19 protein-coding genes are annotated in these 20,430 nt (G+C 70.3%); 12 read left to right on the forward strand and 7 right to left on the reverse strand.

From position 1 onward, the window contains the following. The first annotated feature begins 109 nt into the window (after window positions 1–109). Genes hmgA through AC5DRG_RS11525 form a run of 3 tightly spaced genes read left to right on the forward strand, consistent with a single transcriptional unit; the run spans window position 110 to window position 3,389 of the window. Entirely contained in the window at window positions 110–1,435 is a 1,326-nt protein-coding gene (hmgA, locus tag AC5DRG_RS11515; protein ID WP_491809918.1) for a homogentisate 1,2-dioxygenase, read from the forward strand. 26 nt (window positions 1,436–1,461) lie between these two features. Next, window positions 1,462–2,211 (forward strand): GntR family transcriptional regulator, encoded by a 750-nt coding sequence (locus AC5DRG_RS11520; protein ID WP_491809919.1) that lies wholly within the window; start codon window positions 1,462–1,464, stop codon window positions 2,209–2,211. A 26-nt stretch (window positions 2,212–2,237) separates the two neighbouring features. Continuing rightward, entirely contained in the window at window positions 2,238–3,389 is a 1,152-nt protein-coding gene (locus AC5DRG_RS11525; RefSeq protein WP_491813016.1) for a type ISP restriction/modification enzyme, read from the forward strand. Window positions 3,390–3,401: 12 nt separating this feature from the next. Here the strand turns inward: AC5DRG_RS11525 and AC5DRG_RS11530 are convergent, their stop codons facing one another. Further along, window positions 3,402–4,127: a TetR/AcrR family transcriptional regulator gene (locus tag AC5DRG_RS11530; RefSeq protein WP_491809920.1), complete on the reverse strand. Its 726-nt coding sequence runs from the start codon at window positions 4,125–4,127 to the stop codon at window positions 3,402–3,404. 63 nt (window positions 4,128–4,190) lie between these two features. On the opposite strand from AC5DRG_RS11530, the gene AC5DRG_RS11535 reads away from it, so the two are divergent. Next, window positions 4,191–5,135, forward strand: coding sequence for an ATP-binding cassette domain-containing protein (locus AC5DRG_RS11535; RefSeq protein WP_491809921.1), 945 nt, complete (start codon window positions 4,191–4,193; stop codon window positions 5,133–5,135). Continuing rightward, on the forward strand, window positions 5,132–5,914 hold the full coding sequence (locus AC5DRG_RS11540) for an ABC transporter permease (protein WP_491809922.1): 783 nt from the start codon (window positions 5,132–5,134) through the stop codon (window positions 5,912–5,914). The genes AC5DRG_RS11535 and AC5DRG_RS11540 overlap by 4 nt, the downstream gene beginning before the upstream one ends. A gap of 18 nt (window positions 5,915–5,932) precedes the next feature. Here AC5DRG_RS11540 and AC5DRG_RS11545 read toward each other — a convergent pair whose 3' ends face one another. Both AC5DRG_RS11545 and AC5DRG_RS11550 read right to left on the reverse strand, forming a co-directional pair. After that, entirely contained in the window at window positions 5,933–6,070 is a 138-nt protein-coding gene (locus AC5DRG_RS11545; protein WP_491809923.1) for a hypothetical protein, read from the reverse strand. A 171-nt stretch (window positions 6,071–6,241) separates the two neighbouring features. Further along, a complete protein-coding gene (locus AC5DRG_RS11550; RefSeq protein ID WP_491809924.1) occupies window positions 6,242–7,486 on the reverse strand; it encodes an RNA-guided endonuclease InsQ/TnpB family protein in 1,245 nt (414 codons plus the stop codon). Between the two features lie 261 nt (window positions 7,487–7,747). On the opposite strand from AC5DRG_RS11550, the gene AC5DRG_RS11555 reads away from it, so the two are divergent. Next, complete coding sequence (locus AC5DRG_RS11555) at window positions 7,748–8,956, forward strand: CaiB/BaiF CoA transferase family protein (RefSeq protein WP_491813017.1); 1,209 nt, start codon at window positions 7,748–7,750, stop codon at window positions 8,954–8,956. 45 nt (window positions 8,957–9,001) lie between these two features. Here AC5DRG_RS11555 and AC5DRG_RS11560 read toward each other — a convergent pair whose 3' ends face one another. The 3 genes from AC5DRG_RS11560 to AC5DRG_RS11570 all read right to left on the reverse strand — a co-directional run bounded on the left by AC5DRG_RS11560 (window position 9,002) and on the right by AC5DRG_RS11570 (window position 10,752). Beyond that, window positions 9,002–9,268, reverse strand: coding sequence for a hypothetical protein (locus AC5DRG_RS11560; RefSeq protein WP_491809925.1), 267 nt, complete (start codon window positions 9,266–9,268; stop codon window positions 9,002–9,004). Between the two features lie 126 nt (window positions 9,269–9,394). Continuing rightward, window positions 9,395–10,213: an anti-sigma factor gene (locus tag AC5DRG_RS11565; RefSeq protein ID WP_491809926.1), complete on the reverse strand. Its 819-nt coding sequence runs from the start codon at window positions 10,211–10,213 to the stop codon at window positions 9,395–9,397. Continuing rightward, window positions 10,210–10,752: a sigma-70 family RNA polymerase sigma factor gene (locus AC5DRG_RS11570; RefSeq protein WP_491809927.1), complete on the reverse strand. Its 543-nt coding sequence runs from the start codon at window positions 10,750–10,752 to the stop codon at window positions 10,210–10,212. Before AC5DRG_RS11570 ends, AC5DRG_RS11565 begins: the two co-directional genes overlap by 4 nt. Window positions 10,753–10,958: 206 nt before the next feature. On the opposite strand from AC5DRG_RS11570, the gene AC5DRG_RS11575 reads away from it, so the two are divergent. The 4 genes from AC5DRG_RS11575 (at window position 10,959) to AC5DRG_RS11590 (ending at window position 17,482) form a co-directional block, all read left to right on the forward strand. After that, window positions 10,959–12,503: a DUF4331 domain-containing protein gene (locus AC5DRG_RS11575; RefSeq protein ID WP_491809928.1), complete on the forward strand. Its 1,545-nt coding sequence runs from the start codon at window positions 10,959–10,961 to the stop codon at window positions 12,501–12,503. Between the two features lie 155 nt (window positions 12,504–12,658). Beyond that, the gene (locus AC5DRG_RS11580; protein WP_491809929.1) at window positions 12,659–14,128 is read left to right on the forward strand and encodes a tetratricopeptide repeat protein; all 1,470 of its coding nucleotides are present in this window, start codon (window positions 12,659–12,661) and stop codon (window positions 14,126–14,128) included. Next, the gene (locus AC5DRG_RS11585) at window positions 14,125–15,792 is read left to right on the forward strand and encodes a nickel/cobalt transporter (protein ID WP_491809930.1); all 1,668 of its coding nucleotides are present in this window, start codon (window positions 14,125–14,127) and stop codon (window positions 15,790–15,792) included. The genes AC5DRG_RS11580 and AC5DRG_RS11585 overlap by 4 nt, the downstream gene beginning before the upstream one ends. A gap of 73 nt (window positions 15,793–15,865) precedes the next feature. Further along, window positions 15,866–17,482, forward strand: coding sequence for a serine/threonine-protein kinase (locus AC5DRG_RS11590; RefSeq protein ID WP_491809931.1), 1,617 nt, complete (start codon window positions 15,866–15,868; stop codon window positions 17,480–17,482). A 4-nt stretch (window positions 17,483–17,486) separates the two neighbouring features. Here AC5DRG_RS11590 and AC5DRG_RS11595 read toward each other — a convergent pair whose 3' ends face one another. Beyond that, window positions 17,487–18,293, reverse strand: coding sequence for an SGNH/GDSL hydrolase family protein (locus tag AC5DRG_RS11595; RefSeq protein ID WP_491809932.1), 807 nt, complete (start codon window positions 18,291–18,293; stop codon window positions 17,487–17,489). Window positions 18,294–18,609: 316 nt separating this feature from the next. Between AC5DRG_RS11595 and AC5DRG_RS11600 the strand changes: the two genes are divergently transcribed. Together AC5DRG_RS11600 and AC5DRG_RS11605 are read left to right on the forward strand one after the other, a co-directional pair. Next, on the forward strand, window positions 18,610–19,818 hold the full coding sequence (locus tag AC5DRG_RS11600) for a S8 family peptidase (protein WP_491809933.1): 1,209 nt from the start codon (window positions 18,610–18,612) through the stop codon (window positions 19,816–19,818). A gap of 282 nt (window positions 19,819–20,100) precedes the next feature. Then, window positions 20,101–20,430, forward strand: a complete 330-nt coding sequence (locus tag AC5DRG_RS11605) for a hypothetical protein (protein WP_491809934.1) — start codon at window positions 20,101–20,103, stop codon at window positions 20,428–20,430.

The raw sequence follows: 20,430 nt of genomic DNA on the forward strand, positions 1-20,430 counted from the left end.
AGGACGCCCGGGACGAGGTCCCTCGGCCGGAGGCCCGTCGGTCCTCTTGCGTCCGCGAAAACGCAATCCTACGGTGATACATAGGAATCGGATTCGCAAGGGAGCGATCATGAGTGGGGACGCGCGGAAGGCCGCCGAGGGGCTGGCCCACCTCTCCGGCTTCGGCAACGAGCACGCCTCGGAGGCCGTCCCGGGCGCCCTGCCCGAGGGCCGCAACTCGCCGCAGCGCGCTCCCCTCGGGCTGTACGCGGAACAGCTCAGCGGTACGGCCTTCACCGAGCCCCGCGCCCACAACCGCCGCTCCTGGCTGTACCGAATCCACCCCTCGGCCGCCCACCCCGCGTTCACCCGCACCGCGAACGGCACGCTCCGCACGGCCCCCTTCACGGAGACGGTGCCCGACCCGAACCGGCTGCGCTGGAACCCCCTGCCCCAGCCCACCGCCGGCACCGACTTCCTGGCCGGCCTGTGGACCCTCGGCGGCAACGGCGACGCCACCCAGCGCACCGGCATGGCCGTGCACCTCTTTCACGCCAACACCTCCATGGACCGTGTCTTCAGCGACGCCGACGGCGAGCTGCTGATCGTGCCGGAGCGGGGCGGGCTGCTGCTGCGTACGGAGTTCGGGCTGCTGCATGTGGAGCCGGGACATGTAGCCCTCGTTCCTCGTGGGGTCCGCTTCCGTGTGGAGCTGCTGGATAGTTCGGCCCGCGGTTATGTGTGCGAGAACTACGGGTCCCCCTTCCGCCTCCCCGACCTCGGCCCCATCGGCGCCAACGGGCTCGCCAACCCCCGCGACTTCCGGGCGCCCGTCGCCGCGTACGAGGACATCGAGGGCCCGGTCGAGGTGGTGAACAAGTTCTGCGGCAACCTCTGGACGGCCGTCTACGACCACTCCCCGCTCGATGTCGTCGCCTGGCACGGCAACCATGTGCCGTACGCCTATGACCTGCGCCGTTTCAATGTGATCGGCACCATCAGCTACGACCACCCCGACCCGTCGATCTTCACGGTCCTGACGTCGCCGTCGGACACCCCGGGCCTGGCCGGCGTCGACTTCGTGGTGTTCGCACCGCGCTGGCTGGTGGGCGAGGACACCTTCCGGCCGCCGTACTTCCACCGGAACGTGATGAGCGAGTACATGGGGCTGATCGAGGGCGCCTACGACGCCAAGACTGCCGGTCCAGGGGGCTTTGTGCCCGGCGGTGGGTCGCTGCACAACATGATGTCGGCGCACGGTCCCGACCGGGAGACCTTCGACCGGGCGAGCGCGGCCGAGCTGCGGCCGCAGAAGGTCGACGACGGGCTGGCGTTCATGTTCGAGACGCGCTGGCCGGTGACCGCGACGGCTCAGGCGGCGCACGCGGAGCATCTGCAACAGGGGTACGACGATGTGTGGGAGGGCCTCCAGCGCCACTTCCGCCCGTTGCGCTGAGCGTTCACGACCGGTACGGATAGCCCGTGACCTCCTTCGCCCCGGACTCGATCGTTCTGAACCGCAAGCTGCCGCTCTGGTATCAGGTGTCGCAGTCGCTGCGCGCTTCGATCCTCGGCCGGTCGCCCCAGGATCCGCTGCGGCTGCCCACCGAGGAGCAGTTGGCCGGGCACTACGGCGTGAGCGTGCTGACGATGCGGCAGGCGCTGAAGGAGCTGGAGGACGAGGGGCTGATCACCCGGCACCGCCGGCGCGGCACGTTCATCGAGCCGAGCGCGAGACGGGCCGCCCCCGTCCGGCTGCTCGGCTCGGTGGACGCGATCGTGGCCCAGCAGTCCGGCATGGCGACCGAGCTGCTGGAGCACGGCAAGGCGCCCGTGCCCGCCGAACTCGCCGAGTACTTCCCGGAGTTCGACGAGGTGGCGATGTACCACCGCCTCCGCGGCGACGAGGTGACGGGCGAGCCGACCAACCACGCCCGCAACTACGTCCGCCCCGAACTGGCCGCCCTCATCGACGTCGAGGACCTCACCCGCTGGCCGATGACCAAGGTGCTGCGGGATGTCGTCGGCGCGGACATCAGCCGCATCACTGACACCGTGGAGGCACGCCTCGCGGACCCGGAGACGGCTCAGCTGCTCCAAGTACCGCTGCTCAGCCCGATCCTGCACTACACGGGCGTGACCTACGACGGGGAGGGGCGGGTGCTGGACGTGGCGGTGATCCACTACCGGGGCGACCGCTTCTCCTTCACGGTCACCCTGGACGCCACCTGAGCCCACTGTCCGTGCCCGACGTTACGATGCCCAGCGTGACGCACGACGACGCTCCGCTGCTGGCGGACCTGATGCCGTGGTCCGTCGCACCGCCGCGGCTCGGCCGGGGGTGGCCGACGGGTCCCGACGCGGCGTCCCTGAAGGCCCGTTGGGATGCCCTGCTGAAGGCCGAGGGACCGGACCGGGAGGCCCTGTTCGAGCCGAGCCGCTCGCGCACCCTGCGCTCAGCGGTCGGGCAGCTGCCGGGAGGCGCCGGCGGCACGGAGAAGCTGGTCCGCGCGTCGGGCCCCTGCCCCGAGCCCGTACGGGTGCTGCGCGCCCCCTTCGACGAGCAGTGGCTGATCCCGGACCACCGGCTGATCGACGCGGCCCGGCCCGAGTTGTGGCGGGTGGCGGACGAGCGGCAGGTCTTCGTGGCGGAGACGGCCGGCGGCCCCGGCCCCCTCCTGATCGCGACGCCCCTGCTCCCCCTGCTGCGCCCCGGCCGTATCCGCCCCCTGTACCGCCGCCCCGGCGGCCGGGAACCGAACCTGGCGCCGGGTCTCCTGGAACACCTAGGCGCACGGCTCGGCCACACGCCGGAGCCGGTGGACGTCCTCGCCTGGATCCTGGCCGCGATCCGCGCCGACCTCGCCGTCCCGCTCACCGCAGACGCCGAACTCTGGGCGCGCGGCGTCGAGTCGGGCCGCCGCACCCTGTGGCTGATGCGCCGCGACGGAGACCGCCCCAAGCTCCCCGGCGGCCGCCGCCCCTACGTCCGCGCGCCTCTCCCCTCCCGCCCCCTCACCCTCCACTACGACCGCGACGAGGAGACCCTCCACCTCGACGAGGGCCTCATCTCCCCGGTGCCGCCGGAGGCCTGGGACTTCGAGGTGGGCGGAGTGCGGGTCCTGGAGGAGTGGTTCACGGCACGTGTCGCGGAGCCGGAGCCGGGCACCCTGGCAGCGATCCGCCCGACGACCTGGCCACAGGCCTGGACGTCGGAACTCCTGGAACTCGTCACAGTCCTCGCCCTGCTGGCCGAACTCCAGCCCCTACAGGACGAGTTGACATCCCAGATCACCACGGCCGACCTGCGCGCGGCGGGCGTCCTGCCCGTACCGGAACCGACCCGCAAGCCGGCCTCGGTACTGGACGGTCCCGAGGAGGGACCGGAGGGCCAACTCGCGCTGATCTAAGGCGAGTTGCCCCTAGGGCCGCAGGCCCGGGTCGAAGGCGTCCAGCACGCGTGTGAGCGCCTGCTCGAACACCGTCTCCAGATCGATCGGCCCGCTCCCCCTCTGCTCCATGAAGGCCGCCGCCAGTCGCGGATACGCGCCGGTGGCCACCTGGCTGCCGAGGTAGGCCATCCGGACCGCGTTCTCCTCCTCCTCGGACCAGGGCATGGAGCGAGTGCGCTCGGCGGTGGCGTTCTCGTTGGCGGTGTACGTCGTCACGACGCCGTTGAGCAGCGCGACCAGCTCCATCTTCGTGGCGTACGGGACGTCGAGCGGCTCCAGGCAGTCCAGGCAGTGCTCCAGATAGCGCAGGCTATTGGGGCTGAAGCCGTACACGCCCGCCATCAGACGCGGCACCCAGGTGTGGCGGCGCATGATGACGCGGGTCTCCCGCGCGTTGCGGAGCATGTCGACGCGCCAGTCGCCCGACGGCGGGAGGATCTCGTGCTCGGCGCCGATGGCGTCGAGCATCAGCTCGTGCAGGTCCTCCTTGCGGGGCACGTAGTTGTACAGGGACATCGTCCCGCACCCCAACTCGGCCGCGACATGACGCATCGAGACCCCGTCCAACCCCTCCGCGTCGGCGATCCGCACCGCCGCCGCCGCGACGTCCGCGCGCGTGAACGCCGGCTTCGGCCCACGGCCGGTGCGCTCGGGGCGCGCCCAGATCACTTCGGGTACGGCCGCTCGGCCTGCCATCGATCATCACCTCGGCCACCATCCTAGTTACGTACAGCGTACGTAGTGCGCTATGGTCGACCCATGACTTCTACGTACGCTGTACTTAGTGAAGGGTTGGAGAAGCGGTTCGGGGAGGTCCACGCTCTGCGCGGGCTCGACCTGGCGGTCCCGGCGGGCACGGTCTGCGGGATCCTCGGCCCGAACGGCGCGGGCAAGACCACGGCGATACGGCTGCTGACCACGCTGCTGCGCCCGGACGCCGGCTCCGCGCGGGTCGCGGGGCACGATCTCGTACGGGAGCCCGCCGCCGTACGAGGGTGCATCGGCGTCACCGGGCAGTACGCGTCGGTCGACGGGGACCTCACCGGGCGGCAGAACCTGCGGCTGTTCGCCCGGCTGCACCGGGTGCGGGGGCCGGCCGGGCGCGCCGGGGAACTGCTCGACCGCTTCGGCCTTGCCGAGGCCGCGGACCGGCCGGCGTCCACCTACTCGGGCGGGATGCGCCGCCGCCTCGACCTGGCGGCGAGCCTGATCCGCCGCCCCGAGATCCTCTTCCTGGACGAGCCGACGACCGGACTCGACCCGGCTAGCCGCACCATGATCTGGAACGCCGTGCGCGAGCTCACGGCGGACGGCACGACCGTGCTGCTGACCACGCAGTACCTGGAGGAGGCCGACCAACTCGCCGACGACATCGCCCTGATGGACCGGGGACGGGTCGCGCAGACGGGTTCACCGGCCCAGCTCAAGGCGGTCGTCGGGGCGTACGTCGAGATCGTCGTCGCGGACGCGGACGTACTGGCGAAGGCGGCCGGCGTCCTCGACCAACTCACGGGCGGCGAGCCGACGTTCGACCACGACCGGAACTCCGTCGGCGCGGTGACCCGGGACACCACGCTCACGCTCCCCCGTCTGATCCGTGAACTGGACGCGGCGGGCGTGCCATTGCTCGACGCGATCCTCCAACCACCCACACTCGACGACGTGTTCCTGCGTCTGACCGCCGAAAGCGAGGTCGCCACATGAGCACGCTCGCGTACGACGGCTCGGCCATGCTGGGCCGCCAGCTGCTCCGCGTCCGGAACAACCCGGGCCTGGTGATCCTGACCCAGACCATGCCGATCACCATGCTGCTGTTCTTCGGCTACGTCTTCGGCAGCGCGCTCGCGATGCCGGGCGCGGAGTACCGCTCCTTCCTCGTACCGGGGCTGCTGGTGGCGACCGCCGCCAACGGGATCATGACCGGCATGTTCCAGGCGGCCCAGGACTCGCACCGGGGCGTGACGGACCGGCTGCGCACGCTGCCGATGAGCCGGGCGGCCGTACCCCTCGGCCAGGCCCTCGCCGATCTCGTCGTCACGGCCGCCGGAACCGTGCCGTTCCTGCTGGTCGGGCTCGCGGTGGGCTGGCGGGTCGAGGGGTCCGTCGCCGAAGCGCTCGGCGCCGTAGGGCTGTTGCTGCTGTTCCGGTTCGCGTGCACCTGGGCCGGGATCTTCCTCGGGCTGCTCTCCCGGAGCGAGGAGGCGGCCGGTCAACTCGGCAGCGCGACCTTCATGCTGCCGCTGCTGTCGAACGCCTACATCCCCACGGACAACCTGCCCACCTGGCTGCGCACGCTCGCCGAGTGGAATCCGCTCAGCGCGGTGACCTCGGCCCTGCGGGACCTGTTCGGCAACTCCCCCGTACCCGAGGGAGCCGCCTGGCCCGTGGCCCACGCGATCGCCGGGTCGCTGGCCTGGTGTGCGGTGCTGATCGCGGTGTTCCTGCCGCTCGCCGTACGCCGGTACGCACACGGCGAGCGGTGAACTTCTCCTGGTGAACCGCTACTGCTGAGCCGCCAGTTCGGGCCCAGGCGAGGAGAACTTCTCCTGCGACACGACTCGCTTCGGCGGCCAGGTGATGTTCTTCGGCGGCCACATCTGGCCGGTCTTCTTCAGGAACCAGGCCGGCGGCTCGTACATTGGCGGTCATCAAGGTGGTCGAGAGGCCGCCCGCGCCCAGCAGCTGCATGATGCGGCTGCTGCTCAGGCCACACTGAGCGTCCAGGCCAGGTGTCTCGTCATGCTGATCGTGCAGGTCACACGCACCTCCGGCGGTGAGGATCGGTGCAGCGGACAGTCAACTACCCAGCGCTAAAGCGCCGAGCTTGCACAACGGGCATCACTGGCGGTGATGCTGCGTTTGCGTCCAGCCCCACCCCGGCGCGTGCGCTCCGGTGGTGGGGCAGGGGCCGTTGACTGGGCCCCGCGTCGCCACAACTCCCAGGCGCGAGCCCGGATGTTGCGGGAGCCGTTCCGGTCTGCGTGATCAACGAGTCCGCAGTTCCGGCACGCGAACCAGGCCTGCGAAACTCGGTTCGCTTTGTCTACATGTCCGCACTCGGCGCAGGTGCGGGAGGTGTATGCGGGATCGACGTACACCACCGGCACTCCCGCCCGGCGGGCCTTGTACGCGATGAAGCTGCCGAGCTGGGCGAAGGCCCAGCTGGAGTGGGTGGCCCGTTGGGGCTTGCGAAGCCGTACCCGTTCGCGGATGCCCGTGAGGTCTTCCAGGGCGATTCCGCGACCAGTGCGTTCTGCCTCGGCCACCACATGCTTCGCGATCTTGTGATTGATGTCTCGCGCCCGCCGCGCCTCCTTACGCCGCCGCTTCTTCAACCGGCGCTTGGCGGACGGGGTGTTCTTCTTCTGCAGCTTGGTGCGCAGACCTCGCTCGCGGGCCCGGACGCGGTTGATCTCGCGCCCGGCCACGATCTCACCGTCGGACGTGGTGGCGATGTTCACGATGCCCAGATCGATGCCGAGGAAGCCGGACGGATCCGTGTTGAGCGGTGCTTCGGGTACTTCGCACGTCGCCAGCAGAAACCACATGCCCTCCCGGTACACCAGGTCCGACTCGCCCCGCCGATACAGCGCGAGAGAAGCCAGTTGCTCCGGTGCGGCGGTGAACACCACGTCCTTCATCCGCCCCGACACAGTCCAGATCGAGATCCGGCGTTCGGGGATCTGCCAGGACAGCATCCGGTCGTCGTACGGCTGCGCGCCCTCCGGTTGGAAAGCGATCGGCTTCTCGATCGCCTTGCGGTAGCGCTTTGAGCCCGGCTTGCCGAGATTCCCGGCCCTCAGGTTCGCCCGCAGCGTCGCGTACGCGTCGCACGTCTTCTTGATCACATGCTGCGCGGCCTGCGCCCCCAGCCCCCACCGCGCCTTCACCTCACCGTAGGCGTGCTCCCGCAGCGCGAAATTCTTCTTCACATCCTTTTCGAAGGCTAGCTGACTCGACCACGTGGCTGCTTCATTGCAGGCGTGCAGGGTCGCCTCAAGTACCGCCGCCTGCATGGGCGTCGGCAGCAGCTTCACCTGTACCACCAGCTTCACGCCCGCAACGCTACCTCGCGGATCCGGACCATGCATTCGAACACCTTAGATTCCCGAGCCTGGCTCGGGCACTCCTGGCGCTCCATGCCGGACGATGCCACGGCGCCCCGCACCGCCGGGCTCGGGACACGACTCCCACCAAGCGTGAACCCTTGGGGTTCCTCGCAAGAATCCCGCTGAAACGTGCAAACGATCAGCCACCCTGGACCCAGAAGATTGCCCCGTCAACATGCGTGCATGACAAAGGTGTTACGTACAGGCATGATCCACCGCATGCAGCCACTCCCCCTGCCCCTGGAGGGCATCACCGTCGTCGCGGTCGAACAGGCCGTCGCGGCGCCCTTCGCGACCCGTCAGCTCGCCGACCTGGGCGCCCGTGTCATCAAGGTCGAGCGGATCGACGGCGGCGACTTCGCGCGCGGCTACGACACCGCCGCGCGCGGACTCGCCTCGCACTTCGTGTGGTGCAACCGCGGCAAGGAGTCGATCGCGCTGGACCTGAAGGACCCGCGCGGGCTTGAGGTCGTACGGCGGCTGGTCGCGGACGCGGATGTGTTCGTGCAGAACCTGGCACACGGGGCCGCGGCCCGGCTCGGGCTCGACGCGGCCACGCTGTGTGCCGCTCACCCGCGGCTGGTCGCCGTGGACATCTCGGGGTACGGGGCTTCGGGGCCGTACGCGGACAAGCGGGCCTACGACATGCTCGTGCAGTGCGAGGCGGGGCTGGTGTCGGTCACCGGGACGCCGGAGCAGCCGGTGAAGGCCGGGATTCCGGCGGCGGACATCGCGGCGGCCATGTACGCCTTCTCGGGCGTCCTCGCCGCGCTCGTGCGGCGTGGAACGACGGGGCGGGGCGGGCCGGTCGAGGTGTCGATGCTGGACGCGCTCGCGGAGTGGATGGGGCATCCGCTGCACCATGCGATGCACGGAGGAACACCACCGGCGCGCACCGGGCTCGCGCACGCCGTCATCGTGCCGTACGACGCCTATCCGACGGCGGACGGCGGGCGGGTGCTGCTGTCGGTGCAGAACGACCGGGAGTGGCGGCGGCTGGCCGAACTGGTGCTGGGGCAGGCGGAGTTGGGGAGTGATCCGGCGTACGCGACGAACGCGGCGCGGGTGGTGAACCGGGAGCGTACGGACGCGCTCGTCGCGAAGGCGCTCGCCTCGCTGGACGCCGACGAGGCGGTGGCACGCCTTGAGGGGGCCGGGATCGCGTGCGCACGCCTCAGGGACGTGAGTGAGGTGGCCGGGCATCCGCAGTTGGCGGCCCGGGAGCGGTGGCGGGAGGTGGGATCGCCGGTGGGGCCGTTGCGGGCGTTGCTGCCGCCCATCACGCTGCCGGGCGGGGACCAGGCACGTATGGGGGACGTGCCCGCGCTCGGGGAGCACACCGAGGCGCTGCTGCGTGCCGTGGGGATGACGGACGCCGAGATCGCAGCGCTGCGCCGGGACGGTGTGGCGGCCTGAGCGCGGGCCTCAAAGAAGACTGACCTTGAGGAACGCCGGTGTCGCTCAGCGCCCGCCGAACAGCGAACGGCGCAGTCGGCGCAGCGGTGCGAAGAGCGAGACACGGCTCACTCGCGCGCCCCTGGCGCTGCGTTCCTGCGTGGTGTCACGCGAGGTCAGCTCACGCATCAGCAAGGTCGCCTCGGCCGACTCGCGCTGTGGGACGACAGGGCCGCCCAGCACCGCGAGATGGCGGTCGAGGCGCGAACTGGTCGCGCTGCTCCCGCACGTGATCGCAGGGACCCTTGCCCTGCTGCGCACTATCTGTTCCATGTCACTCCCCACCCGTACGACTCCACCCGGCCCGGGCAGGGTAACCCTATCGTCCCCGTGAGGCACTCGTGTATCGCGGTCACAGGATTCACCTTCCCCGTAAGGGGGTTGACGACCCATCCTCCGTCACTCTCCGAATCCAACCGATTTCAGGGCGAGTTGGACAACTGGCTGGGTGGTGGGCTGTGCTGAGCCCCCGTCGGGCTCCACGGTCACAGCGAGTGACGTGGCGGACTTGTCGAGGTCGTCGGCGACCAAGGGCGTGTCGCCCTCGAAGAGCCCGAGGGAGCGCGGTTGCTCGTCGGGGCGCATCAGCCACAGCTGGTGCACGTGTCCGGTGGACAGGTCGTCGTATCCGCTCAGGGTGACGACCGCCTGTCCCTCGGACGCCGACGCGATCACGCCGATGCTCCGGCCCTGGGTGTCCTGGCCGCTGGTCGCGCGGGCGTCGGGCGCCGCGAGAACGTGGGCGATCTCACGCGCGTAGGCCCGCTCGGCGTCGAGCTTGTCCTGCGTCTGGTTGGTCTGCACGGCAAAGAGCGCGGCGACGACGAGGGCGGCCGCGGCGGTGGCCGTCGCGAAGGGCGCGAAAATCGGCGTCCGGCGCCGCACGCGCGCATGTGGCGGAGGCTCGTTGCCCCACACATGGGGCGGCAGTTGCGGCGCACGCGCGCGTGCGGGCTCCTGCATGGTCGCTTCCTGCGGAGTCGCGCGTACGGCGGCCAGCACCCGGTCCCGCATCGCGGCCGGCGGCCGGGCGGCCGTGGACCAGGCGAGCCGGACCGCGTCCTCGGACAGGGTGCGCACCTCGGCGGGGCAGGTGTCGCATTTCTTGAGGTGCTTCTCGAAGCGCACGCGCTCCCCCGGCTCCAGAGCGTCGAGTGCGTAGGGGGCGGCGAGGGAGTGGATGTTCCCGCGGCGCAGCAGTCGGTCGAGCAGACTCACGCCACACCTCCCAGGCAATCGCGCAGCCGGGTCAGCCCGTCGCGCATCCGCGTCTTCACCGTGCCCAGCGGCAGCGAGAGCCGCTCGGCCACTTCACGGTACGTGTAGCCGTCGTAGTAGGCGAGGGTGACGGACTGGCGCTGGATGGCGGTGAGGCGGTCCAGACAGCGCCGCACCCATTCCCGTTCCAGGCCGGCCTCGACCTCCTCGGACACCTGGTCGAAGGCGGGGCTGTGGGCACGCCGCGCCTCGCGCTGCTCGCGTTCGCCGGCCGCGCGGGCGCTGCGCACCCGGTCGACGGCCCGGCGGTGGGCGAGGGTGAGGATCCAGGAGAGGGCGCTGCCGCGTCCGGGATCGAACCGTCCGGCGGACCGCCAGAGTTCGAGCAGTACTTCCTGGGCCACCTCCTCGGACTGGGCCGGATCCCGCACGACGCGCCGCACGAGCCCGAACACCGGCCCGGACACCAGTCCGTACAACTCCTCGAATGCCTTCTGGTCGCCCCCCGCAACGAGCACCAGAAGCTCGTCCGCCTCCACCCGATCCCCCTCTCTTCGGCCGCACGGGGCCCGTCCCGTCCCACCAGGTATTCGCAACGAACACACCTCCGGATGGGGTTACGGATCAGACTGCCCAAATCCCCAGCCCAGCGCCGGGAAAATAAGTTTTCAAGTTCGACCAATCCGCCCCGCCACCGGCACCGAATCCCCCTGCGTCAGGCAAGTTGGCAATGAGGACGGACGGCATGACACCTATCTTCCGGACCGGTGCGGGACGCAGGAGCCTCGCGACCGTCATATGTGGTGCGCTGGCCGCCGGGGGGCTCGCAGCCGCCGGCGTGACCGCGCTGGGACCGGGGGCGGCCTCCGCCTCCAGCCACCGGGAGGCCCCGCTCATCTCGGGGACTCCCCAGTACGACAACACGGACGTGTACGCGTTCGTGAGCCCGGACAAGCCGGACACGACGACGATCATCGCGAACTGGATCCCGTTCGAGGAGCCCGCCGGCGGACCGAACTTCTACCAGTTCGCCGAGGACGCCCAGTACGACATCCACATCGACAACAACGGTGACGCGCAGGGCGAGTTGCTCTACCGCTACACCTTCGAGACGCACGTCAAGAACAAGAAGACGTTCCTGTACAACACGGGTGCGGTGGAGAGCCTCGACGACCCGGACCTCAACATCACGCAGACGTACGACATCGAGCTCATCAAGCTGAAGAACCAGAAGGTCAAGTCCAAGACGAAGATCGCGAACGATGTTCCGGTCGCCCCGTCGAACGTCGGCAAGGCGTCGATGCCGAACTACGGCAAGCTGCGCAAGCAGGCGATCCACGAGCTCTACGGCGGCACGACCACGTTCGCCGGACAGGCCGACGACCCGTTCTTCCTGGACCTGCGCGTCTTCGACCTGCTGTATGGCGGCAACCTGTCCGAGGTCGGCCGGGACACGCTCAAGGGCTACAACGTCAACTCCATCGCCCTGCAGGTCCCGACCCACATGATCACGGAGTCGGCGGACCAGCCGATCGTGGGCATCTGGTCGACCACGCAGAAGAAGAACGCCCAGGGCTACTACTCCCAGGTCTCGCGCCTCGGTAACCCGCTGGTCAACGAGGTCGTCAACCCGATCAAGGACAAGGACAAGTTCAACGCGTCCTCGCCCTGGGAGGACGCCCAGTTCCTGAAGAACGTGACCAACCCCGAACTGCCGAAGCTCATCGAGGCGATCTACAAGATCCCGGCGCCCGACGAGCCGCGCAACGACCTGGTCGACGTCTATCTGAAGGGCGTGGAGGGCCTCAACCAGCCCCCGAACGTGCGTCCGGCGGAGGAACTGCGCCTCAACACCTCCATCGAACCTGCCGCCAAGGAGAAGCGGCTCGGTGTCCTCGACGGTGACAACGCGGGCTTCCCGAACGGGCGCCGACTCGCCGACGACGTCATCGACGCCTCGCTGCAGGTCGTCGAGGGTGAACTGGTCGGTTCCAAGAACGACTTGGGCGACGCGGTCGACAAGAACGACAAGAAGTTCGGCAAGTCCTTCCCGTACCTGGCCAACCCGACCGCCGGTTCGCGCGGTCCGCTGGCCAAGGGCACGACCAGCACCAACGACGTCCGCAACCAGCTCGGTGACGCCCTGCAGCCTGCCGGGTCCTCCGGCGGCAGCGACGACACCACGCTGATCGCCGCCTCGGCGGGCGCCGGCGCGGCCGGCATCGTCCTGATCGGCGCGGCCCTCATGTGGTGGCGCCGGATGCGGAACCGGTCGTACGGGGCGTACTGACCGCCTCCCCGGAGCGGGGCCCCCACAGCCCCGCTCCCACCGACTGGCGCGGCCCGCTCGTACTCATCCCCCACGGCGCGGGCCGCGCCTGCTGCACGCACCAACTTCCTTTCGCAACAAGTTGATTGACTGTTCCAGGCGACCGAGGAGAGGGCATGTCCCCGCGTACGAACGACAGCGAGCCCGAGGCCGATGTGCCAGAGGTCGTACCCGAGCCCTCCGCGAAGGCGCAGGAGGCCGGGGAGGTCGACGAGCGGGTCGCCGCCGTCCGTCGGGTCGGAGATGTCGGCCGGCGGCTGCGGGCCGCTCAACTCGCCGGTTGTGTCGTGCTGTTGGCGGTCGCGATGACCGCCGGGGCGATCGCGTTCGGGGGTGCGTCGGACAACGGCGGCTCCACCGTCGCGTCCGCACCCGCCGCCGTGTCGCCGGCCCAGCTGACCGGAGGTGACCTGGACGCGAGCATCACCGCCCTGCAGGCCCATCTCCGCGCCCAGCCCAAGGACTTCACCGGCTGGGCGACCCTCGGACTCGCCTACGTCGAGCAGGCCCGCACCAAGGGCGACCCCTCGCGCTACCCGCAGGCCGACAAGGCCCTGAAGCACTCCCTGGCCCTGTCCCCCGACAACGACCAGGCCCTCGCCGGCCGCGCCGCCCTCGCCGCCGCCCGGCACGACTTCAAGGGCGCCCTCAAGTACGCCGACCAGGCGCTGAAGCAGAACCCCTACAGCGAGCGGGCCCTCTCCTCCCGCATCGACGCCCTCGTCGAACTCGGCCGCTACACCGAGGCGTCGAAGGCCGCCGACCTCGCCGACGAACGGCAGCCCGGCATCCCCGTCTTCACGCGGTACGCGTACGTGCACGAACTGCGCGGGGACGTGAAGACCGCCCGGCAGGTCCTGGAGCTGGCTCTCGACAACGCGAGCAGCGCCGGAGACACCGCCTACGTGGCCACCTCGCTCGGCCAACTCGCCTGGAACCAGGGCGACTACAAGACGGCCCTGACGGACTTCGCGCGGGCGCTGGCCGCCGACGAGAACTACCTCCCCGCCCTTGAGGGCCGCGCCCGCGCCCAGTACGCGAGCGGCGACAGCGCGGCCGCCATCAAGAGCATGGAGGACGTCGTCGCCCGCTACCCGCTGCCCGGCCCGCTCGTCGAACTCGGCGAGCTGTACGAGGCCCGGGGCGGCGAGGACGATGACGACAAGGCAGGCGACCAGTACGCCCTCGTCGACGCGTGGACGGCACTGGCCCGCGCCAACGGCGTCAACGTCGACCTCGACACCGCGCTGGCCGCCGCCGACCACGGCAACGCCAAGTCGGCGCTGCGCGCGGCCCGCGCCGAGTGGGCCCGCCGCCACACCGTGCACACCGCGGACGCCCTCGCCTGGGCCCTGCACGTCAACGGCCTCGACGAGGAGGCCCTCCCCTACACCCGCGAGGCCACGGCCACCGGCTACGACAACGCCTCGTTCCTCTACCACCGCGGCATGATCGAACGCGCCACGGGTCACGCGAAGGAAGCCCGCACCTCTTTGACGGCGGCGCTGAAGCTGAACCCCGGCTTCTCGCCCCTGGGCGCCCGCGAGGCCCGTACGGCACTGAAGTCCCTGGAGGCGGACAAGTGAATCCCCGTCGTGTGTCCGCGTCCTGCCTGGCCGTGTTCACGGCCGTGTGCGCGCTCGTGCTCCTCCCCTCGTCGAGCGCGAGCGCGCACCCTCTCGGCAACTTCACCGTCAACCGCTACGACGGTCTCGTCGCCGCCCCCGGACAGCTCCGCGTCCTGCACGTCGAGGACCTCGCCGAGATCCCGGCGACCCAGGCCGAGCCGGACATCGAGAAGGCGGGCATGACCGAGTGGGCCCGGCAGCGGTGCGCGACCGCCGCCGAGGGCAGCGAGGTCACCGTCGACGGGCGTACGGCCGCCCTCACCGTCGGCAGCAGCAAGGCGCGCGTGCGGCCCGGGCAGGCAGGGCTCGACACCCTGCGCGTGGAGTGCCGGCTGACGGCCCCGCTGCCCGAGGGCGACACCGTGGCGCTCGGTTTCCACAGTGCGGGCGCGACCTCGGGGCCCGGCTGGCGGGAGATCACGGCTCGCGGCGACCGTATGACGCTCACCGAGTCGGACGTGCCGACGAAGTCGGTCTCCGGCGAACTGACCAGCTACCCCCAGGAGTTGCTCTCCTCCCCGGCCGACACAGCGACCGCGTCCCTGTCCGTGCGGCCCGGCGGCCCGGCCCTGGTCGAGGACGACGGTGACGCCCCGGCCGCCTCGGTACTGCCGCGCGGCGCCGACCGCTGGACACGGGCCCTGGACGACCTGGTGGCCCGCCACGACCTCACCTTCGGCTTCGCCGCCCTCGCCCTGCTCATCGCGGTGGGCCTCGGCGCGATGCACGCGCTGGCCCCCGGCCACGGCAAGACACTCATGGCCGCGACGGCGGCGGCCCACCGCGGCAAGGCACGCCTCAAGGACGTCCTCCCCCTGGCGGCCTCGGTGACGGTCACCCACACGCTCGGCGTGGTGGCCCTGGGCCTCCTGGTCACGGCCGGCTCGGCGGCGGCGCCCTCGGTGATCGCCTGGCTGGGCATCGCGAGCGGCGCCCTGGTGATCTTCGCGGGCGTGAGCCTCGTACGACGGGCCTGGCGTGGCCGGGGACACGGCCGTCCCCATGGACACGGCCCCGGCCCCGACCATGAACACGGTCACGACCATCCGCACCCGCACTCGCACGAGGCCGTCGAGCCCAAGGAACGCTCCCTGGTCCTGGTCTCCGCCGTCACCGAAGCCGCACCCGCAACCGCTCCCACCAAAACCCATCCGCACCCCCACCCCCACGGCCATACGCACGACCACGACCACGACCACAAACACGACCACAGTCACCATCACGACCACACCCACACGCACACCCACGGGGGCTTCACCCACTCCCACGAAATCGCCCCCACCCTCCGCGGCACGATCCTTCTCGGCTTCGCCGGTGGGCTCGTGCCCAGTCCCTCCGCGGTCGTCGTGCTCGTCGGGGCGATGGCTCTCGGCCAGGCCTGGTTCGGGCTGCTGCTCGTTCTCGCGTACGGCGTCGGGCTCGCCCTGACCCTCACCGCGGCCGGGTTCGCCGTCGTCAAGCTGGGTACCGGAATGACCCGGGTGCTGGACAAACGCCCGCGCTGGACCACGAGCCCGACGCTGGCTCTGATGCGGCGTACGACACCACTGTTGTCCGCGTTGGTCGTCGTAGCGCTCGGGGCCGGATTGGTGCTCAAGGGGGCGGCATCCGCACTCGGCTGAGCTACTTTTGGGGAGAGATCACTCGGAGCGACGCGCAGTGGAGATTTCACACGGATGCGAATGGGGGACGCCCGTGTCCGAAGAGCCGGGCAATGAGCGTGTGATCGCGGGCCGGTACCGGCTCCTGTCCCCCCTCGGTGAGGGCGGCATGGGGACCGTGTGGCGGGCCCGCGACGAGGTGCTGCACCGCGAGGTCGCCGTCAAGGAGGTGCGCGCGCCGGCCGGGCTGCCGACTCCCGACGTGGAGCGGATGTACGCCCGTCTGGAGCGCGAGGCGTGGGCGGCGGCCCGGGTGTCCAACCGCAATGTGGTGACGGTGTACGACGTGGCCATGGAGGACGGCCGCCCGTGGATCGTCATGGAGTTGATCCGCGGGCTGTCGCTGGCCGATCAGCTGGACGCCGAGGGGCCGTTGTCGCCGCAGCGGGTGGGGCACATCGGCGCCGAGGTGCTGCACGCGCTGCGGGCCGCGCACGAGGCCGGGGTGCTGCACCGGGACGTGAAGCCGGGCAACGTGCTGCTGTCGAACGACGGCCGGGTGGTGCTCACCGACTTCGGTATCGCGATGGTCGAGGGCAGTTCCGCGCTGACCATGACCGGCGAGGTCATCGGCTCGCCCGAATTCCTCGCCCCGGAGCGGGCGTTGGGCCGCACGCCGGGCCCCGAGTCGGACCTGTGGTCGCTGGGCGTGCTGCTGTACGCGGCGGTGGAGGGCAACTCGCCGTTCCGGCAGAACACCCCGCTGAGCACCCTGCGCGCGATCGTCGACGAGGAGCTGCCGCCGCCGCGCCGGGCCGGTCCGCTCACCCCGGTCATCGAGGGGCTGCTGCGCAAGGATCCGGCCGAGCGGATCTCCGCGGAGCGGGCCGAGCAGGATCTGCGGATCATCGGGGCGGGCGGCTCACCGTCCGCACAGACCGCGCCGACCGCGCCCGTGCCGCCGCCGTACACGCCGACCCTCGCGGGCTACCCTCAACCGGGTTTCCCGCCAAGGGAGTCGACGACACCGGTGTCACCGGCACCGACCCGGGCCGCTCCCGTCCCACCGCCCCCGTCCGGCCCGCCGGTTCGCGACCGGCGTTCCGCGGTCGTCCTGATCGTGGGCGTCGCCGTCCTGGCACTGGCGATCGCGGGGCTGACGTACGCGCTGCTGAACGGCAATGACGACGACGGCAAGAAGGGCGCCGGCAGCTCCACCAGCCAGACCAGTCAGGAGAGTTCGCCGGGATCCACGGACAGCGGGAACGCCGCCGGCGGGGCCTCCACTCCGTCGACGCCGAAGAGCAGTGGCAACGCGCAGCAGTCGGTGGCCGTGACGCTGGCAGGTGCGAACACGGACTACTCCGGCTCCTGTCCGCCGCCCAACGACGAGGCGCCCTCGTTCACCGCGACGATCACGGTGGGGCAGCTGCCCGCGCAGGTGAGTTATCGCTGGGTGTCGAAGGACGGCGAGATCATGGATCCGGGCTGGAAGACCCTCTCGTTCCCGGAAGGCGGGGCGAAGACCAAGCAGGACAGGGCATTCGTGACGACGTACGACGACACCGGGACGTTCAAGAACGAGATCAGTGTCGAGGTCCGGTCCCCCGTGGAGACCGAATCCAACTCGGTGCCGTTCACGGTGACCTGTGTGTCGGAGACCCCGACGGGCGGGGCCTCCGCATCAGTTTCAGCTACGTCGACGTCCTGACGGGTCAGGCCGCCGCGTTGAGCACCGGCAGATAGCCGCCGGACTGGCCCGCGGCGGTCGGGTGGTAGGACTCGCCGATGTTCAGCCAGTTGACGCTGTGCAGCCAGGAGCTGCCGGAGCAGATCTCGTGGCCGGTGAAGGTGGTGCGGACGTCGCCGAAGGTGAAGCCGTGGTCGGCGGCGCGTTTGGCGATGGCGGCGTCCAGGTAGTCGGCCGCGTCGTTGATGGCCTTGCGCTTGGTCTCGGAGAGGCCGAGGCAGCTGGTGCCGAGCTTGTAGAAGCGGGGGTAGCCGAGGACGACGACGTGGGCGGACGGGGCCTTTGCGGTGATCGCGTTGTAGACGCTGTCGAGCTGGGCGGGGAGCGTGGAGTCGACGTACGCCTTGGCCGTGTTGATGCGGGAGACGCAGGAGCTGTCGGAATTGAGCACACAGGTGGTCATGACGTCGGCGAAGCCCGCGTCGTTGCCGCCGATGCTGATGGACACGAGGCCGGTGGAGGAGCTGAGGGGGGCGAGCTGGTTGGCCAGAACATCACCCGTTCGAGCGCCCGAGCAAGCCGTGAAGTCGAACGTCGAGGGTGAGTTGGCGGCGGCCCAGAGGTAGGGGTGCGCCTTGGTGCTGCGCTTGCAGTTGCCGCTGGAGCTGAGGTAGCTGCCCGCGCCGACTCCCGAGGCATAGGAGTCGCCGAGCGCCACATAGCCGCCTGTCGCGGCGATCTGGGACGCGTGCGCGGAGGTGACACCGGTGAGGGTGAGGCCGGTGGCGAGGAGGAGCGAGCTCACGTATGCCGTAAATCGGAAACGTCTCATGGAACCTCCCTTTAGCAGGATCTCTGCCACAACCGTCGTAGCAACTACGCGTGTTGACGGGAAGTGTCCATGCCAATACTTTTCACCTCCTACCGACTCCCTCCCTGTGTGTTCACCATGCATTTGATTACGTGTTCATGACATGCCCGTGACAGGCCGTCAACTCCCTTGATCTACACACAGCGAAAACCGATTCTTTACCCAGGCCCCGGAGCGGAACGCGACGCTCCAGGGTCGTGCGTGCGATGACGCGCGCACCCCCACAGACGCGCGCTCGACCCAGGCGCGCGCCGCCTATGAGGAGGACTCCCTCGTAATGGCACAGCTGCGTAGCAAGAAGATCCGGATCGCCGCCCTCACCACCGTGACGGCCGCCGCCCTGCTGGGCGGGCTCACCGCACTTCCCGCCCAGGCCGCCCCGGCCGTCGGCAAGGTGCTCGCGGCCGATTCCCCCACCGCGATCGAGGGCAGCTACATCGTCACGCTCAAGAAGGGCGCCACGGGCTTCAAGGCCTCGTCCAGCGCGGGCAAGAGCCTGGTCAAGACGTACGGCGGCACGGTGAAGAGGACGTTCACCACCGCGCTGAACGGCTACTCCGCCGAGCTCTCCGCGACCGAGGCCAAGAGACTCGCCGCCGACCCGGCGGTGGCCTCCGTGGAGCAGAACCAGGTGTTCACCGTGGACGCCACTCAGTCCAGCGCCCCGTGGGGCCTGGACCGCATCGACCAAGCGGCGCTTCCGCTCTCCGGCACGTACACCTACCCGGACACGGCCGGCGCGGGCGTGACGGCGTACGTCATCGACACCGGCGTCCGTATCACGCACACCCAGATCAGCGGCCGGGCCTCCTACGGCTACGACGCCGTCGACGGCGACTCCACCGCGCAGGACGGCAACGGCCACGGCACGCACGTCGCCACCACCATCGCGGGTTCGACCTACGGTGTCGCCAAGGCGGCGAGCATCGTCGGCGTCCGGGTGCTGAACAACAGCGGCTCGGGCACCACGGCCGGCGTCGTCGCGGGCATCGACTGGGTGACCGCGAACCACACCAGCCCGGCGGTCGCCAACATGTCGCTCGGCGGCTCCGCCTCCACCGCCCTGGACACGGCCGTCGCCAACTCCATAGCGAGCGGCGTGACCTACGCGGTCGCGGCGGGCAACAGCGCCGCCAACGCCTCCTCGTACTCCCCGGCCCGCGTCGCCACCGCGATCACGGTCGGCGCGACCACGAGCACGGACGCCAAGGCCAGCTACTCCAACTACGGCTCGACGCTGGACATCTTCGCGCCCGGCTCCTCGATCATCGCGGGCTACAACACCAGCGACACCGCCACCGCCACGCTCTCCGGTACGTCGATGGCCACCCCGCACGTCGCGGGCGCCGCCGCGGTCTACCTCGCGGGTCACACCTCGTCCACCCCGGCCCAGGTCGCCTCGGCTCTGACCAGCGGCGCCACCTCCGGCGTGGTCACCAGCGCGGGCACCGGTTCGCCGAACCTGCTCCTGCGTCTCGTGTCGTAGTACCGCCCCGCTCAGCCCGTAGAACCCGTACGACCGTTCCCCGGAGGCAGCCGGCGCCTCCGGGGAACGCATGTTTAAAGGCGATGAAGAACCGGTACTGGCTACATTCCGCATCTTGACTGCCCGACCGGGCTGCGCGACATTGAAGCCCGGCATCCGGGGCTTCAGGGGGCAAAGTCACCAATGCAGACGATAGGCAGCAAGTCAGCTTCAACAGACGCAACGGGCGTAACGGACGGCACTGAGGGAGCGTGGCGAGGGCCTTGGAGGGACCTCTCGCCCGTGCTCGCCGGCGCCGCGACGGCCGTCGGCGCGGTGGGCGCGATCCTCGCGCTCGCCGACGCGGACTCGCCTCTGCGGGGTCCGTTCACGCTGTTCTTCCTGCTCGCGGCACCGGCCGCCGCCATCGCCGTGGTGCTGCGCGGCCTTGAACCGTTCGGCCGGCTGCTCGCCTCGCTCGCGGGCGCGGTGGCCCTGGACATGCTGGTGGCCCAGGGCATGCTGGCCGTGCACCGGTGGTCCGTGGGCGGCGCCATCGTGGCGGTGACCGTGATCAGCGCCGTCGTGCCACTGCTGGTCGCATTACGGCGCGCCAGAGGACAGGGCTCCTGA

The sequence above is a fragment of the Streptomyces sp. JLBG701 genome (genome assembly GCF_058544905.1).

Bases quoted from the DNA above. Each gene is read 5' to 3' on its own strand.
- hmgA (WP_491809918.1), top strand. From the start codon at position 110: ATGAGTGGGGACGCGCGGAAGGCCGCCGAGGGGCTGGCCCACCTCTCC.
- AC5DRG_RS11525 (WP_491813016.1), top strand. From the start codon at position 2,238: ATGCCCAGCGTGACGCACGACGACGCTCCGCTGCTGGCGGACCTGATG.
- AC5DRG_RS11530 (WP_491809920.1), bottom strand. From the start codon at position 4,127: ATGGCAGGCCGAGCGGCCGTACCCGAAGTGATCTGGGCGCGCCCCGAG.
- AC5DRG_RS11535 (WP_491809921.1), top strand. From the start codon at position 4,191: ATGACTTCTACGTACGCTGTACTTAGTGAAGGGTTGGAGAAGCGGTTC.
- AC5DRG_RS11540 (WP_491809922.1), top strand. From the start codon at position 5,132: ATGAGCACGCTCGCGTACGACGGCTCGGCCATGCTGGGCCGCCAGCTG.
- AC5DRG_RS11545 (WP_491809923.1), bottom strand. From the start codon at position 6,070: ATGTACGAGCCGCCGGCCTGGTTCCTGAAGAAGACCGGCCAGATGTGG.
- AC5DRG_RS11555 (WP_491813017.1), top strand. From the start codon at position 7,748: ATGATCCACCGCATGCAGCCACTCCCCCTGCCCCTGGAGGGCATCACC.
- AC5DRG_RS11560 (WP_491809925.1), bottom strand. From the start codon at position 9,268: ATGGAACAGATAGTGCGCAGCAGGGCAAGGGTCCCTGCGATCACGTGC.
- AC5DRG_RS11575 (WP_491809928.1), top strand. From the start codon at position 10,959: ATGACACCTATCTTCCGGACCGGTGCGGGACGCAGGAGCCTCGCGACC.
- AC5DRG_RS11580 (WP_491809929.1), top strand. From the start codon at position 12,659: ATGTCCCCGCGTACGAACGACAGCGAGCCCGAGGCCGATGTGCCAGAG.
- AC5DRG_RS11595 (WP_491809932.1), bottom strand. From the start codon at position 18,293: ATGAGACGTTTCCGATTTACGGCATACGTGAGCTCGCTCCTCCTCGCC.
- AC5DRG_RS11600 (WP_491809933.1), top strand. From the start codon at position 18,610: ATGGCACAGCTGCGTAGCAAGAAGATCCGGATCGCCGCCCTCACCACC.